This is a genomic window from Flavicella sp. (assembly GCF_037132785.1).
In the GTDB taxonomy this organism is placed as follows: domain Bacteria; phylum Bacteroidota; class Bacteroidia; order Flavobacteriales; family Flavobacteriaceae; genus Flavicella.
Genome location: NZ_JBAHZZ010000041.1, coordinates 1 through 14,814, shown reverse-complemented (window position 1 = coordinate 14,814; position 14,814 = coordinate 1). Strand labels below are relative to the sequence as shown.

Below are 14,814 nucleotides of genomic sequence, written 5' to 3'. Positions count from 1 at the left end.
AAGTTCGCTGTAACGGTCTTGATACTTTTAATTTAGCATCCTTATCTTTTTAGGATTACTTCCACATTATTTCTAAAATAGACAAATAAAATCCCAGATCGAAATAACATCCACACAGTAAAAGCCATCCAAATTCCCGTCAATTTCAAATCAAAATAATCTGAAATTAACAAAGCAGGAACAAAGCCTAAAAATGTTGCTATTACTACAGTATTCCTAAGAACGATTACCTCTGCTAAGCCTTTAAAAATTCCATCATAGACAAAAGCAACTGCATTTAATGGTTGGGTTACAATCACAATCCAAAACACCGAATAAAAAACATCTAAGACTTTTGGGTCTGTAGTAAAAATTACACCAATTTTATTATAATATACAAAACATAAACACATCAAAAAGGAGGCGACAATTACTCCATATTTATTCAAATCCTTGACTAAATATTTCAGACTTCCAATAGCTCCTGCCCCTTTTAACTTGCCGGATATAATACTTCCAACACTTGCATAACCATCCACAACAAAAGCAAAGAATAGCCAAATTTGAAAACAAATAGTCTGGGCTGCTATATATTCTTTTCCATAATCCGTAGCATAAGAATTTGCCAAATACAATGCTATATGTAGCGCTAAAGCACGTACAAATAAGTTAATACTCACGAGTATTAGTTTTTTTATTTCAAAATGGACTGACGTAAATGAGAACAACTTAAAAGGAGTTTTTTTCAAATAAAACACCAAAGCCAAGAGTGCCATCACTCCCTGAGCAATTACACTGGCATAAGCAGCTCCTTCCACATGCATTGGTTCTAAAATCCCAACTATACCATACACCAATAAAAAATCTAAACCGACATTTACTAATGCGCCAGATATACTAATCAGCATAGGAATTAAGGTGTTCTGTAAACCCGTAAAAACTCCCATTACCGTAAATACAAATATAGAAAACGGCAAACCCAAAGCTCTAATTTCATAATAACGTACAGAATAATCAAGGACTAAATCTGAGGCATTATATAATTCGAAAATTTCTTTTGTAAATAAAGTAGTCATCAAATATAAGACAATACTTAAGGTAATATTAATCGCGATCATTTGAGCTGGCAGGGAAATAATCTTATCGAGCTTCTCCTTTCCTACATATTCAGCAACAATTGCTGAAATAGCAGCTCTTGTTTGACCAATTACCCACACAATTGCCGAAATAAAAGAACCAGCAATCCCAACGGCCGCCAAAGCCTCAATCGCATTTACTTCAACATTTCCTATGACAGCGGTATCGACAATTGACAAAAGAGGCTCAGAAATACCTGCAATAATAGAAGGTATAGCTAATCTATTAATGTGCTTAAACCCTACTCGTTGAGTTGTATTCATGGATCTATTTGATAAAAGAAATTGTCTTTTCTAAAACCGTCTTAAAATCTTTAGGTAATTCCTTGTCTTCCCATGGTTGTTTCGCCCCAAATCCATGATTCCCTTTTGTAATTAAAAACAATTCGCTATTCGCACTCCAAGCATGAATATTCTTCGCTTCTTCCAATGTTACCGTAGTATCTTCCGTTCCATGAATAATCAAATGAGGTATGTTTAAATTTTCTGCAGCTTTCCTAATTGTTAATTTGTCTTCATTTTCAACAAAATTATGGTAAAATTGGATATCATGAGGCATTTGTTGCAATGTTCTAGCATTTTCTATATAAGTCACTCCTTCTTTCTTCCAGTTCTCTAAAATAGCCCCTTCAGGAAACTTCGATTTATAATCAGAGACAGAAGCCCATGTAATTAATTTACTAATTCTAGGGTCCTGTCCTGCTTTTAAAATAACAGCTCCTCCTCCTCTGGAGTGACCGATTAAAATAACTTTATTAGGATCAATATCCTTTGAATATTTCGACTCACTCAATATCCAATTTAATACCGAATCCAAATCATCTTGCTCTATCGAGTAATTATTTTGACCAAAAGATTCTAAGTCAGGAAAATCAATAGGATCTTCTACTGTTCCTCCATTATGGGAAAAATTAAATTTCACTAAAAACAATTCACTGTCCGTAAACATTTCTGACATCAAGTCAAATGCTCCCCAGTCTTTATAACCTTTGTAGCCATGACAAAAAACAACTAATGGTTTTTTCTTATTGTTCTGTGAATAACAGACATCTAACAAAATCGGTTTGCCATGTATTCCTTCGATACTAATATTTTTCTGTTTCATCTATTGAAAGGGTCTTTCTTTATTTTCTTTAAAAGGTACATTTTTATTAAAAATTTCTAAAATCAAATTTCTAATCACATCTATAAATTCATCTATTCTTTCTTCGGTAACATTAGAATCCATCGCTCCTCTACCTGTTGAAAAATTCATTTTTAAAAACCCTGCTTTCCTGTTTTTAAAAGAAAATATCCCCGACTCTAATGAGTTTTCAAAATTATGCTTGTTATTCCTAGTATACAAGAAAGCATACAATAAAACTTGCATCGCTTTTGTGTATTTATAGTCTGTAGGAATTAAATCAAAATCAGGCAATCTCAATTCACTTTGCTCAACTTTCCCTGTTTTATAATCTACAATTCTCAATATGCCATCTAATTCATCAATTCTATCAACTGAACCATGTAGTTTAACTTTAAAATCGAGCCCAGCCACATCTATTTCTGTGTAATACTCAGTTTCTGTTCCGAGAATTTTTAAAACACTGCCCGATTCTAATAATTTTAATTCCGACTGTAAAAACCTAAAGACAAAATCTTTTGAAACCTCGAAAATCAATTTATTCTTACCTGAATAAATATCGCCGTTGACAAAGAATTTTTTAAAACTTAAGGTAGTTTTATCTTCCAGATTAGAAATCATCAACTTTACATCTTCCACCTTTAAGAACTGGCCTAAATAAGGTTTATAGAATCCTTCTAAAACATCGTGTATTACAGTTCCCATTGTATTTGCAGCAACCGTTTCCTCTACCTCATCTAGATCTTTAATATGTAATACATATCTTTTATAATAAGAAATAGGATCCTCTATATACTTAGATAAGGCAGAAGGAGAAAAGCCTTTTTCTGCAATATTTTTCAATACAGCAATAATTTCATCGGTTTTTTCTATCACCAAATCAGGTTTGTCTACAGAAACCAGCATGGGAGCAATTGTTTTTTTAGTCGTTTTTACTCCATCAATTTCTAATTGAGTTAAAAACCTGCTTTTTTCACCTGCACCATATTCATCTGTTTCAGTATTATAAAATAAATATACCTGTTTTGCACGTTGAATCAACCTATAAAAATGATAAGAAAAAATTGCATCCTTTTCTTGATATGTAGGAAGGTTATATTGCTGTTTTACATCAAATGGAATAAAAGAATTTTCTGATTTCCCGGCGGGTAAAATTCCTTCATTCATAGAGGTAATAATCACAGTTTCAAAATCCAAAACACGTGTTTCTAACATCCCCATTAATTGCAGTCCACTTAAAGGTTCTCCTTGAAAAGATAATTTTTCAGTAGTCACCAACTGTTTGTATATTACTTTTAATGTTTTAATACTTCGAATATGTTTATAGTTTCCGTTTAAATTCTGCAATTGAATAAATAGGTTATAAAACCGAAACAGGCATTCTTTTTCAACTCCTTCAAAATTTTCTTTTTGAAGATTTATTATTTCAATTATAGATACAATAAAAACCTCTACTTGATGAGACATTTTAAATATCATCTGAAGAGCCTTTAGGTTCTCAAATTTGGAAACCATTTTTTCTATAAATGAAACAGAAATAAACACTTGATTATTTGTTATCAATTCCTGTTTGAATAGTGACAACTCAGACGAAACAGGAAATAATTTAAATAAGAACGGATGTTCAATTATTCGGAAAACATCTTTATAATAAAACTGATTCTCATTTACTTTATCAAGTTTAATTTGATTCAAATACAGTTCGAACAAGGTCTCGAAAAACCCAGAAATAGGCATATCTTTTAAAAGATAACCCATCGTAATATTCAGTTTATCAACATTTTCAGGTAATGAGTTTAACGTAAGAGACAATAATGATTCATCGGCCAATACCAATGCTGTCTTCTCATTACTTTTCATAGTAGAAAGCAATTCACCTACCCCTTTTATTTGTGTAACATTTTTAGAAGTAGCGATTTCAAATATTTCTTTTTGAGCAGAAAAGTTATTTGCAACACTGTTAAAAGTATTCTTCTTAAAATAAGACCATTCCGTTTTATATTTCCTTAGAAAAACACCTGCTTCTTTTTTAGAATTTACATAATACTCATCAGAATCCCAATATATTTTTGAAATTCCACTATCCAATAGAGTTTTAAAAATCATCTCTTCTGCTTTGTTCAGGGCATTAAATCCGATTAATACAATCTGTTTATTCTTGTGTTCTACTATAAAATCTTTAACATTACCAGCCGCTTCTCGATACAAAAACCCTTGATGTCCTTTTTTAGTTTTTTTTAGATGTTTATAAAATGAAAAATAATAATTTCCAAGATTCTCCATAAAACCAAGGTGATTTAGAACCATTTTAGAAGCAGAATCTGGACTTTCTAAATCCCACGATTCTATCCTTTTAATATCTCTTAAATAAGAAAATAGATCTTCTGCATCTACTAAATGTCTATCGATCTCGTTAAAATCTTGGATTGCAATACTCGCCCATTGTGAAAAAACGTCGAAACTTTCAGGGTTGCTTTGTTCTACTTCTAAATAAACTTTATAAAACTCAAATAACAAAGGAACTGATTCCATCTTATGATAACCAGATATCGATTCTATAAATTTTTCAATACTGACAACCTTTGGTAAAAAAGTAGTTTGATCTATCTGCTTTTTAAACTCCTCCTTTAAAAATACACCAGCTCTTTCACTGGGTAAAACACAAATGGTATTTGACAATTGTGTAGCACTCCCTAATATAGAATTTACTACTTCTGATAAAAAAGTTTTCATATACGAATATAAAAAAATTAGCCGTTTCCAAAAATTTGAAAACGGCTAATCTAATATTATTAATATGGTCTAAACCATTTTGGATTTCCAATGAGTTTAAATCATCAATTACTTAACAAGTTTTATAAAATTATTGAGCAATAATCTCAACTCTTCTATTTGCTTTTCTTCCTGAAGCAGTCTTGTTAGTGTCTATAGGGCTTTCAATTCCATAACCGTAAGACTTTAATTGGCTTTTTTTGATTCCCTTAGATACCAAATAGTCTTTTACTGTTTTCGCTCTTAATTTAGATATTTCTAAATTTTTTGCTTTAGAACCCGTACTATCCGTATAACCGTTTATATGAAACGTTGTTGTTGGATACTGTGCCATAACTTTTGCAAGACCATCTAATTTATCAGAAACACCTGTTTTAAGGGTTACTTTTCCAGTATTAAAACTAATTTTTTTAGAAAACTCTCCTATTTTTTTAATCTGAGTTTTAGTAATTTCAGGACAACCTTGGTTTTCAATTGTTCCTTTAACTTTAGGACATTTATCATCTTTGTCTGGGACTCCATCATTATCCATATCTGGCCAAGGACATCCGTTATTTTCAATAGGACCTGCTACATTCGGACAATCATCATCTTTGTCAAGCACACCATCACCATCAGTATCTGGCCAAGGACATCCGTTATTTTCAATAGGACCTGCTTCATTTGGACAATCGTCATCTTCATCTGGTATACCGTCTCCATCAGTGTCTTTTTTAGTTGGTCCACCAAATTTAAGAATCAAACTTACAGAATGTTGAAAATAATTACTTGCGGCAACCTCAGTAAATTCAGACGTTGCATAGCTAAAGCTCGAATCAAAATTCAATCCAATATTTTCATTAAACCATGTATTAAATCCAAGACCTGGTCTGATTATAAAAGAACTACTATCATCAATCCAAGTACCTCCTAATCCAAATTGAACATAAGGATCAAACCATCCTGTTTCTCCAAACCAAGAGTTTAAGTCATATACAGCAGCAGCACTTAAGCTAAAAAAAGAAAGTCCATCTACATCTCCTTTTGGAGCTTCATCAATCTTATTTAAAGACCCTGTAACTTTAACACTCAATCCATAATTTAAATATCTAGAAGCAGATATTGTAGTAATTGCAGGAAGTATATTCCAGTCACTAGTACCGACATAATCTTCAAGCGAATGACCAATATCATTTGTTCCTCCATTGTTAATGTCTACTGCATTAACACCAAAGCTCAACGCCCATTTATTATTTTCATCTTGAGCCTGCAGAGACCCAACAATTAAAAATAACATACAAATAATTCCAATTTTAATTTTTTTCATAATCGTTTCGTTTTAATAATTGCAAACTTAAAACAATATAGGTAAAAATGGTGTTTTTTACTAAAAAATTTACAAGTGTTAATCCAAAGAATCAACAATTATGTTTTTATCAATATAAACACAGTATTTTCCTGATATTTTATAGCCAATTTCCTTTAATACAGTCGCATATCCATCAACTTGAGCTTTGTACTTATTCAATTTTTTACCTGTCTTAAAATCAATAATTACAACTTCTTTTCCGTTTATCATCAATCGATCTGGAATTAGAACATTCTTATTCTTATCAATTATCTCACGTTCATTATAAATTTCATACCCTTTTTGGAAATATTTATTTAATTCTTTATGATGGATTACCTTTTCTAATTTAGTTCTAATAGGCTCAATATCTTTTGTTAAAACCAACCCAGAATTTACATATAAGTCAATTACTGATGCCATATCTTTTTCTGTAATAATCTTAGAAAGCATTTCATGAATTAACAGTCCATAATTCACTGCTTGCTCATGCTGCTTTCCCCAATGTTTTGAGGAATTTGAAACGATTTTAATTTCATGACTTTCCCATGGACTAGAAATAAATTTTTTTTGTATTTCTACGGATTCACTTTCTTTCTTTTTTTTCATTGGTAGAAACCTGTTTTTCTGTCCAAATGAATAAGATAACTTTCCAAGCTCCCATGTTTTTTCGTTTCCAATAGACTTTAAATAATTGATAAACAATCCTGAAAATAAATGGGTGTTTTCAATGCCGGTTTTCTTATTTATCTGATATTCTGTAACAATATACAATTGCTCTACTGCTCTAGTTAATGACACATACAGTAAATTAAAATTATCCAAAGTCAATTCAGATTGTCTTCTATCATATATTTCTTCCCCCTTTTCACCTATATAGGTTATTCTTTTTGCACAAGAAATCATGGAAGTTGACAAACCTCCAAAAACAGATTGATCTAAATCATCATACCAAACAGTTGGATTTAATTCTTTTGAAACATCTCTATCACAAGGAAAAACAACTACTGGAAACTCAAGACCTTTAGACTTATGTATTGTCATTATTCTAACTGCATCAACACCTTCAGAGACAGCAATACTCAACTTGCCTTTTTTTTGTTCCCATTCTAATAAAAAAGCAGATAAGTCATGATGGTTTTTTCGTTGAAAATCTAAAATAAAATCTAGAAAAAACTGTACATAGGCATCTGTTTTAGAAAGTAACTTATACGAACGTATTAAATACTCAATACTTTCATAAAAAGGCATTTTTAAAAAAACAGGATATTCAAAAACAATCCCAAAGACCTGTAGAGCTTTAAAAAACTCCTCTGTTTCTAATTCTAACAATTGAGTATAAAACAAATGTTCAGAAAATCCAATATTAATAAAATTTTTGAGATAGTTTAACGTCTTAAACTTCGCATTTATATTTAGAGGGTTTTGAATATATGTCAAGAGATTGATAACAAACTGTACTTTTAAACTGTTTTGTAACAATAAAGTTTCTGAGGAAATAATATCAACCCCATTTTCTGTAAGGTAATTCGCAACTGCGATTCCGTCTTTTTTGGTACGAACAATTATACAAACATCATTTCTTTTGAAATTAGCATCAAGACCTTGAACAATTTCTAATACTTTAGCTGGATATGAAATTTCTTTTTCTTCTTTAGATAGTTCAGAACGATCTAAAAAATCTAGCTGTACATAACCCCCTATGTTTTTATTCAACCCTTGCTTGTTTCCTCTTTCATATAAATCCTTGTACGTAGGATTGTTTAAAAAGCTCGCTATATGTGAAAAAAACTTATTATTAAATAAAATCACTTCACTAAAACTCCTAAAATTTGTAGCCAAATTTTCTAATTTCTTCTCCACATAAAAAGGGTTGCTTGCAATATTTTTCTCTTCTAAAGACAAATCGATAAACTGCTCTGCTTTTCCTCCTCTCCATCTGTAGATTGCTTGCTTTGCATCTCCTACTAGCATCAAACTACCACCTTCTTGAGAAAGTGTATTATTTATTAACGGAATTAAATTTTGCCACTGCAAAGATGAGGTATCCTGCATTTCATCAATAAAAAAATGTTTGAATCTCTCTCCTATTCGTTCATAAATAAAAGGAGCGGGTTCGTTTTTAATCTTTTCACTGATCATAGAATTAAACTCTGCACTCAAGCAAATAGAGTTCTGCTCTTTGATTTCATTTAATTCCTTTTGTATATGATTCAATACGGCTAAAGGAATGATGCTTTTTAGCACCATATCAATTAGCAAATAATCTCCATGATGTTTGTTATATAATACCTTTCCCTCTTGATATATATTCAATAATTCTGGACCAATAGCATCTATTGAACTTTTAATATTTGGTTTTGCAGATTTCGAATAAAACACTGCTTCTGCAATGTTTTTATGACGAGCACCATCAAATTTAATATTATCATATTTTAGTTTTGCTAAATTGGTGAAATTCACAAAATGCTTTGGCAACGTAGCGTAAGGGAAATTCTTTGGCTCTAAACCTGCATTTTCTATTAATGTAAGTCCTTTATTTCCGTTTTTTTTAAAAAGTTTTTCTATTTCCTTTTTTTTAACTTTTAAAAGTTTTTCTATTTCTTTAAAATGAGCTATTTTTTTTAATTGAAGCTTTTGAACATGATTTGCATCTGTCTCGTTCAATAAAATAGATGCAATGCTATTTAATTCTTTAGAAATATCCCATGCTTTATCATCTTCCACTTTTTGAAGAGAAAAAGAAACTAAAACATCTGTTAGCTCTTTATTGCCTCCTATTTTTGAAATCAACACATCAACTGCCTCACTAATTAATTTAGATCCATCCATTTCAACATCGAAATTTAACGGCAATCCTAAATCATAAGCAAAGGTTCTAATTAGTTTATGGGTAAAACTGTCAATGGTTGTAATATTAAATGCCGAATAATTTTGCAATACATTTTCCAAAATTATTCTAGATTTTTCTTGAAGCTTCTCTGAATTTAATTTATTTTCTTTAATAATTAAATCAAACATATCATTTGATTCCCCATTCGAAAAAGCTCTCAAGTTCTCTAAAACTCGCTCCTTCATTTCGGTTGCAGCCTTATTGGTAAAAGTAATAGCGAGAATGTTTTGAAATATATAATCACTTTCAGATGTCAACAAAATTTTTAGATATTCTTTTACCAATGTGAAAGTTTTCCCGCTACCCGCAGAAGCATTATAAACGTGAAAAGAATGAGCATTTGTCATAAAGTATGAGTGTCTTTATTGTATAATTTGATTCCTCTGAAAAAGAGCCAAGTAAAGACAATAATTAAGGTTGTTTTAAAAATAAATGCCCCGTAAGTTTACCTCTAGGTAGTTTCCTATACAAAGTTATACCATAAGCTATTGTCTCCTTGCTCTTCAATTATGTTTACATTGTTTTTTGTATGAAAAGCACTGGTTAACTGAGTGACATCTAATCTTAATAATTCAATACAATTTTCTATTAAATCCTTTTGAAATCCCTTTTCTTCTAATTCTAAAACGAAATTTAAAGAAATAATTCTGGTAAAAATTTTTCCCAAATCAATCATTTTTCTCTGCTTTATTCCAGGGATAAAATTAAACTGAATATCTTTTTTAAAGTATTCAAAAGATTTATTTGTTAAGCTAAAGTCTTTAAGAAAATTATAAATATTAAATTCCTTTTGACGTTTCATAAATTTAACAATCATTTCGGTAATTTGAGTGTATAACATTTCATTAGATCCTTCAAATATTTGGAAAGCCCTACTGTCCATGATACCTCTCCCTCCAATATTTTCTGTTTTGAATCCTTGAGATCCAAATAATTGAGTTGTTGTTTGTGCGGATTCTTGCATTAAGTCAGTAATAAAAGCTTTCATAGTATTAGCCTCTATTCCATTATTAGAAAGATCTATTTCTATACCACTATTAGAACTACTCCTAAAGCACATGGCAGATGCAATTGTATGTGCACTTTGAATTTTTGATATTTGATATTGTATTTGGTCTAATTCAATAAGAGGTTTGCCAGAAACGATACGTTTATTACAATGTTTTATAGATTCGTCTAACAGTCTTTTTATAAAGCCAATAGCCATTCCAGGGAATTGCATTCTACTTCTATGTAAAATGTCTAACATCATTTTAATCCCAGAAGTTTCAGGCTCTAGTTTAAATTTTGATGGAATTTGTATATCAATTTCATTTTTCCCGTAAGGGATCATATAAAGTCCTAGGTTACTATAGTATTCCGTTACATTTATTTGTTGGTTATCTTGAGTAACATCACAGATAAAGAAATCGATATCTCTATTTAATCCACCATTGCTGTTTTTTTGACGTGATGTAATCAGCCAATAATCGGCCATTCCTGTTAATCCTTGCCAATGTTTGGTGCCTTTAATTAAATAGTTGTCCTCTAATTTTTCATTATAGGTTTGCATGCCTAAAGCATCACTACCGTAATTGGGTTCGGTTATCATTAAGCCACCCATATTTTGTTGGTTTAAAAACCTTTTAAAAATATCTTCTTTAACAGATTCGTTTGCATATTTTGCTACTGGCTCTAAAAACAAAGCGATATTTATTCCAAATGTTAGTGATAACGGAAGAGATTCATATGAAGCTGCCGACAAAATTCTTAAACATTCATGAACTTTCATTCCTCTACCTCCAAAATGTTCTGGAATAGCGACAGACAATGGAGATTTTGACATAATATCTCTTAAAACTACTGCGGGTATACCTCTTTCTTTGCTAAATTGATTTATATCGAACTTGTTATGAAAAACATACTTTAGGGTGTCTTCAAACTCTTTGATGTACTCTAAAAAAATTTTATTCATTTTTTTTATGTTAACAGTTACTAATCAATATTTAAATTGATTATACAGCGTTAAAGTTAAGAATATTTTACTTAAAGTTTATTAGCCTTCACAACTTGTACACTCTTTTTTTTGTTTAAATTTTTGTGCAGCATTCATACTGTGTTGATAATACAATGATTTTAGTCCGAGCTGCCATGCTGTAATATGAATTTTATTAATCTCCTTTACAGGCATATCTGGATGTACAATAATATTTAATGATTGTCCTTGATCTATATGATTTTGTCTATTAGCGGCTTGATAAATGATGTCCATTTGATCTATTTCAGAATAGGTTTTAAACACAGCTTTTTCTTCTTCGCTTAAAAAATCTAAAAATTGAACAGAGCCATCATGCTTTCGAATATCTGTCCAAACATCTTTTGTATCCATTCCCTTCTCTTTTAAAAGCTCCAGTAAAAACGGATTTTTTATAGTCGTTTTTATTTTAGCAATATCTTTTACATAGATATTAGACCATATAGGTTCTATGCCTTGGGATACTTGTCCTAGAATAAAAGCAGATGATGTTGTGGGTGCTACCGCATTTAAAGTTGTATTTCTTCGTCCATAACCTTCCAAAACTTTTGGCTCTCCAAATTGTTTTGCAAGTTCTACAGAGGCTTTGTTAGAGCGTTCTTTTATCGTTTTAAAAATTTCACTATTTAAATTATAAGCTTCTTGACTATTAAAAGCTAACATTTTAGATTGCAAAAGGGAGTGCCATCCTAAAACTCCAAGTCCTAGAGCTCTATTTTCTTTGGCGAAATTATAAGCTCTTTCCATAAAGAGAAAAGTTTGACGTTCTCCCCTATCCGTGGAATCCCGATACACTTCTAATTTTTCAATAAATTCAGTAATCACTGCATCTAAAAAATACACTAGGGTTTCTACGGCATCTGTGTCTTTCCATTTATCATAATTTAATAAATTAATACTTGACAAGACACAAACAAAAGACCAATTATGATTTGTGGGTAACATAATCTCGGTACATAAATTACTTGCGTAAATAGGGTGTTTGTCTCCTTTATAAACGTCTGGTGCACCATCATTCGCATTATCTGTAAAGAAAACATATGGGTATCCCATTTCCCCTCTAGATTGTAATACTTTTGCCCAAATAGTTCTTTTCTCTTCGTCACCATCTATCATCTTTTGCATCCAATCATTGGTAACGGTTACTCCATGAGTTAATTCTTGTATACTGTTACCTTCTGTCCCTATTTCTAAGAACTCTTTGATGTCTGGGTGGTCTACAGGAAGATAGGGTGAAAAACGCCCTCTACGAACAGATCCTTGACTTATAACATCTACCATAGAATCAAAAAGTTTCATGATATGAACGGCCCCTGAGGCTTTTCCATTGTTTTTAATTGGTGCTCCTCTATGTCGAATTTTTCCAAAATAACCAGAAGTTCCTCCTCCTAGTTTGGACATTACTCCTACTTCTGATTGAGTGTAAAGAATATTTGCAATATCATCATCTATATGTGATCCAAAACAACTAATTGGCAATCCTCGTTTTTTTCCAAAATTTGACCAAATAGGAGATGCCAATGAAAAATATCCTTCAGACATATAACGACAAAATTTATCTGCATAACCTGGTATGTTCAAAATATGTTCTGCTCTTTCAGCAACCTCTCTTATGCGGTTTTCTGGAGTGATACCTGGACTTAAGTATCCTGCATCTAGGAACTTACGACTATTCTCATTAAGCCAGCTATAGGGCTGGTTTTTTGAGGAGTTGATTTTAGATAACGTTTTGTTTCGAAAATCAATTATAGCTGAGTTGTTTTCTGATTTCGAGAGAGTTCTATTATTTAGTGTTTTTTCTATCATGGTCTTAAAAAAGGTCATCACTGGTTAAACTTTGCGTTCTTTTGCTATAATTAATAGAACGTTTGACAAAAAAATCTCCGTGTTTTGTTCCTATAATTTCATCATCAAACCATTCTGTTTGAGATAATAAGCTTTGATTGGTGTTAAATATTTTTTTGACACCGATACTTTCTAATGATCTGTTAAATCTATCTTTAATAAATTCTTCAATAATATTTATTGGTAAAAAGTCTAGTTCACCTTCCTCAAAAATCCAACTTAAAAGTTCACATTCTGCCGTATAGGCTTGAAAGCACAATTTTTGTATATCATTACGGTATTGAGGTGTAAACCAATCTGGATGTTCTTTTTGCAGTATCTTAATAAGATCAATGCCAAAATCGCCATGAATCTGCTCTTCTTTAGATGTTGCCTCAACTACATTAGAAATACCTTTAAGCATGTTTTTATGCTTGTTAAAAGCCATAATAATTAAGAATTGAGAAAATAATGATACATGTTCTATGAAGAGAGAAAAGAGCAATATCGATTCTGAATATTCCTTGTTGTCATTACTTTTAGAATTTCGTAAAGCAGTCTCTAAATACTGCACTCGTTTCATGATAACAGGTTTCTTCTTTAAGATTTTAAATTCATCATTAAGTCCTAAAATTTCTAAAAGGTGAGAATATGCATCGGCATGACGCACTTCGCTTTCTGCAAAAGTAGCTCCAACTGCTCCAATTTCAGGTTTTGGCATTTTTTGATGTAAATCGCCCCAAAATGATTTTACCGCTACTTCTATTTGTGAAATAGCAAGCAATGTATTTTGTATTGATCGCTGCTCAATAGAGGATAGACGTGATTTAAAATCCTGAATGTCACTTGTGTAATTAAACTCTGTATGGATCCAATAAGAATGTCGTATTGCGGGTACATATTCGTATAGTTCGGGATATTCGTACGGTTTTAGATTGATACGTTTCTCAAAGATATTCGTTTTCCTTTGTTGTTCCCTTTTGTTTCTATAAATGATATATGCTTTGGCTACTTCTGGAAAATGACTTTCCATAAGTTTAGTTTCAACAATATCTTGAACTTCTTCAATAGTTGGTATGTATTGGGCATCTAATTCTTTCCGCTTAAATAACGTTTCACACACTACGGTTGTAACATTATCCGCATCTTCAAAATTTCCTTTTCCTACAGCTGTCATAGCCTTATAAATGGCTTGGGTAATTTTGTTTTTTAAAAACGGCTTTGTACTAAAATTTCTTTTTATTATTTCCATATCTATACGCTAGAATTAAACTAAACAGAACTGTAAATATCAAAATAATTTTAATAATTAAGAGCAAGTTTTAAAGATTTTTTTCAACAGTTTTATTAACAAACAAAAAAATGGAACTTAATTTTTGATTGATTTATTGCAGAAAACCTTCTATTACAGTACTTAACGCAACAACTCTGGAGTTCTTAGTGATAATCCTACAAGTAGCTTTTCTCAAGAGTTTTCTTTTTGGTCTGAGTGAAAAGTTCAAAAATAATTTTCGATGGAGTAGAAGTGCTAAAATTCGTTTCAAACTATTTTTCGGCATACAAGTAAACCTCCATTCAATAACTTAACGCAACAAATCTAAAATAATAGATTTGTAAAATGGTAGTAAAAAAACATCGCCGACTTACCCTAAAAGAAAGGGTGATTATTCAGACTCTTTTAGAAGAGAAAAAGAACAAAACATACATTGCTAAAACTCTCAACAGAGCTCGCTCTACAATTAGTAG

8 protein-coding genes are annotated in these 14,814 nt (G+C 31.2%); all 8 read right to left on the bottom strand.

The features are described from left to right. Positions 1–41 precede the first annotated feature (41 nt). Positions 42–1,379: an MATE family efflux transporter gene (locus V5787_RS02565; protein ID WP_336891720.1), complete on the bottom strand. Its 1,338-nt coding sequence runs from the start codon at positions 1,377–1,379 to the stop codon at positions 42–44. Positions 1,380–1,383: 4 nt separating this feature from the next. Further along, complete coding sequence (locus tag V5787_RS02560; protein ID WP_336891719.1) at positions 1,384–2,220, bottom strand: prolyl oligopeptidase family serine peptidase; 837 nt, start codon at positions 2,218–2,220, stop codon at positions 1,384–1,386. Beyond that, positions 2,221–4,971, bottom strand: a complete 2,751-nt coding sequence (locus tag V5787_RS02555; RefSeq protein WP_336891718.1) for a PD-(D/E)XK nuclease family protein — start codon at positions 4,969–4,971, stop codon at positions 2,221–2,223. Between the two features lie 130 nt (positions 4,972–5,101). Then, on the bottom strand, positions 5,102–6,316 hold the full coding sequence (locus tag V5787_RS02550) for an OmpA family protein (RefSeq protein ID WP_336891717.1): 1,215 nt from the start codon (positions 6,314–6,316) through the stop codon (positions 5,102–5,104). A gap of 78 nt (positions 6,317–6,394) precedes the next feature. Further along, a complete protein-coding gene (locus tag V5787_RS02545) occupies positions 6,395–9,577 on the bottom strand; it encodes a UvrD-helicase domain-containing protein (protein WP_336891716.1) in 3,183 nt (1,060 codons plus the stop codon). A 116-nt stretch (positions 9,578–9,693) separates the two neighbouring features. Continuing rightward, positions 9,694–11,184: an acyl-CoA dehydrogenase family protein gene (locus V5787_RS02540; protein ID WP_336891715.1), complete on the bottom strand. Its 1,491-nt coding sequence runs from the start codon at positions 11,182–11,184 to the stop codon at positions 9,694–9,696. Between the two features lie 81 nt (positions 11,185–11,265). Beyond that, entirely contained in the window at positions 11,266–13,050 is a 1,785-nt protein-coding gene (locus V5787_RS02535) for a ribonucleoside-diphosphate reductase subunit alpha (protein WP_336891714.1), read from the bottom strand. A gap of 4 nt (positions 13,051–13,054) precedes the next feature. Continuing rightward, positions 13,055–14,320, bottom strand: coding sequence for a ribonucleotide-diphosphate reductase subunit beta (locus tag V5787_RS02530; protein ID WP_336891713.1), 1,266 nt, complete (start codon positions 14,318–14,320; stop codon positions 13,055–13,057). Between the last annotated feature and the right edge of the window lie 494 nt (positions 14,321–14,814).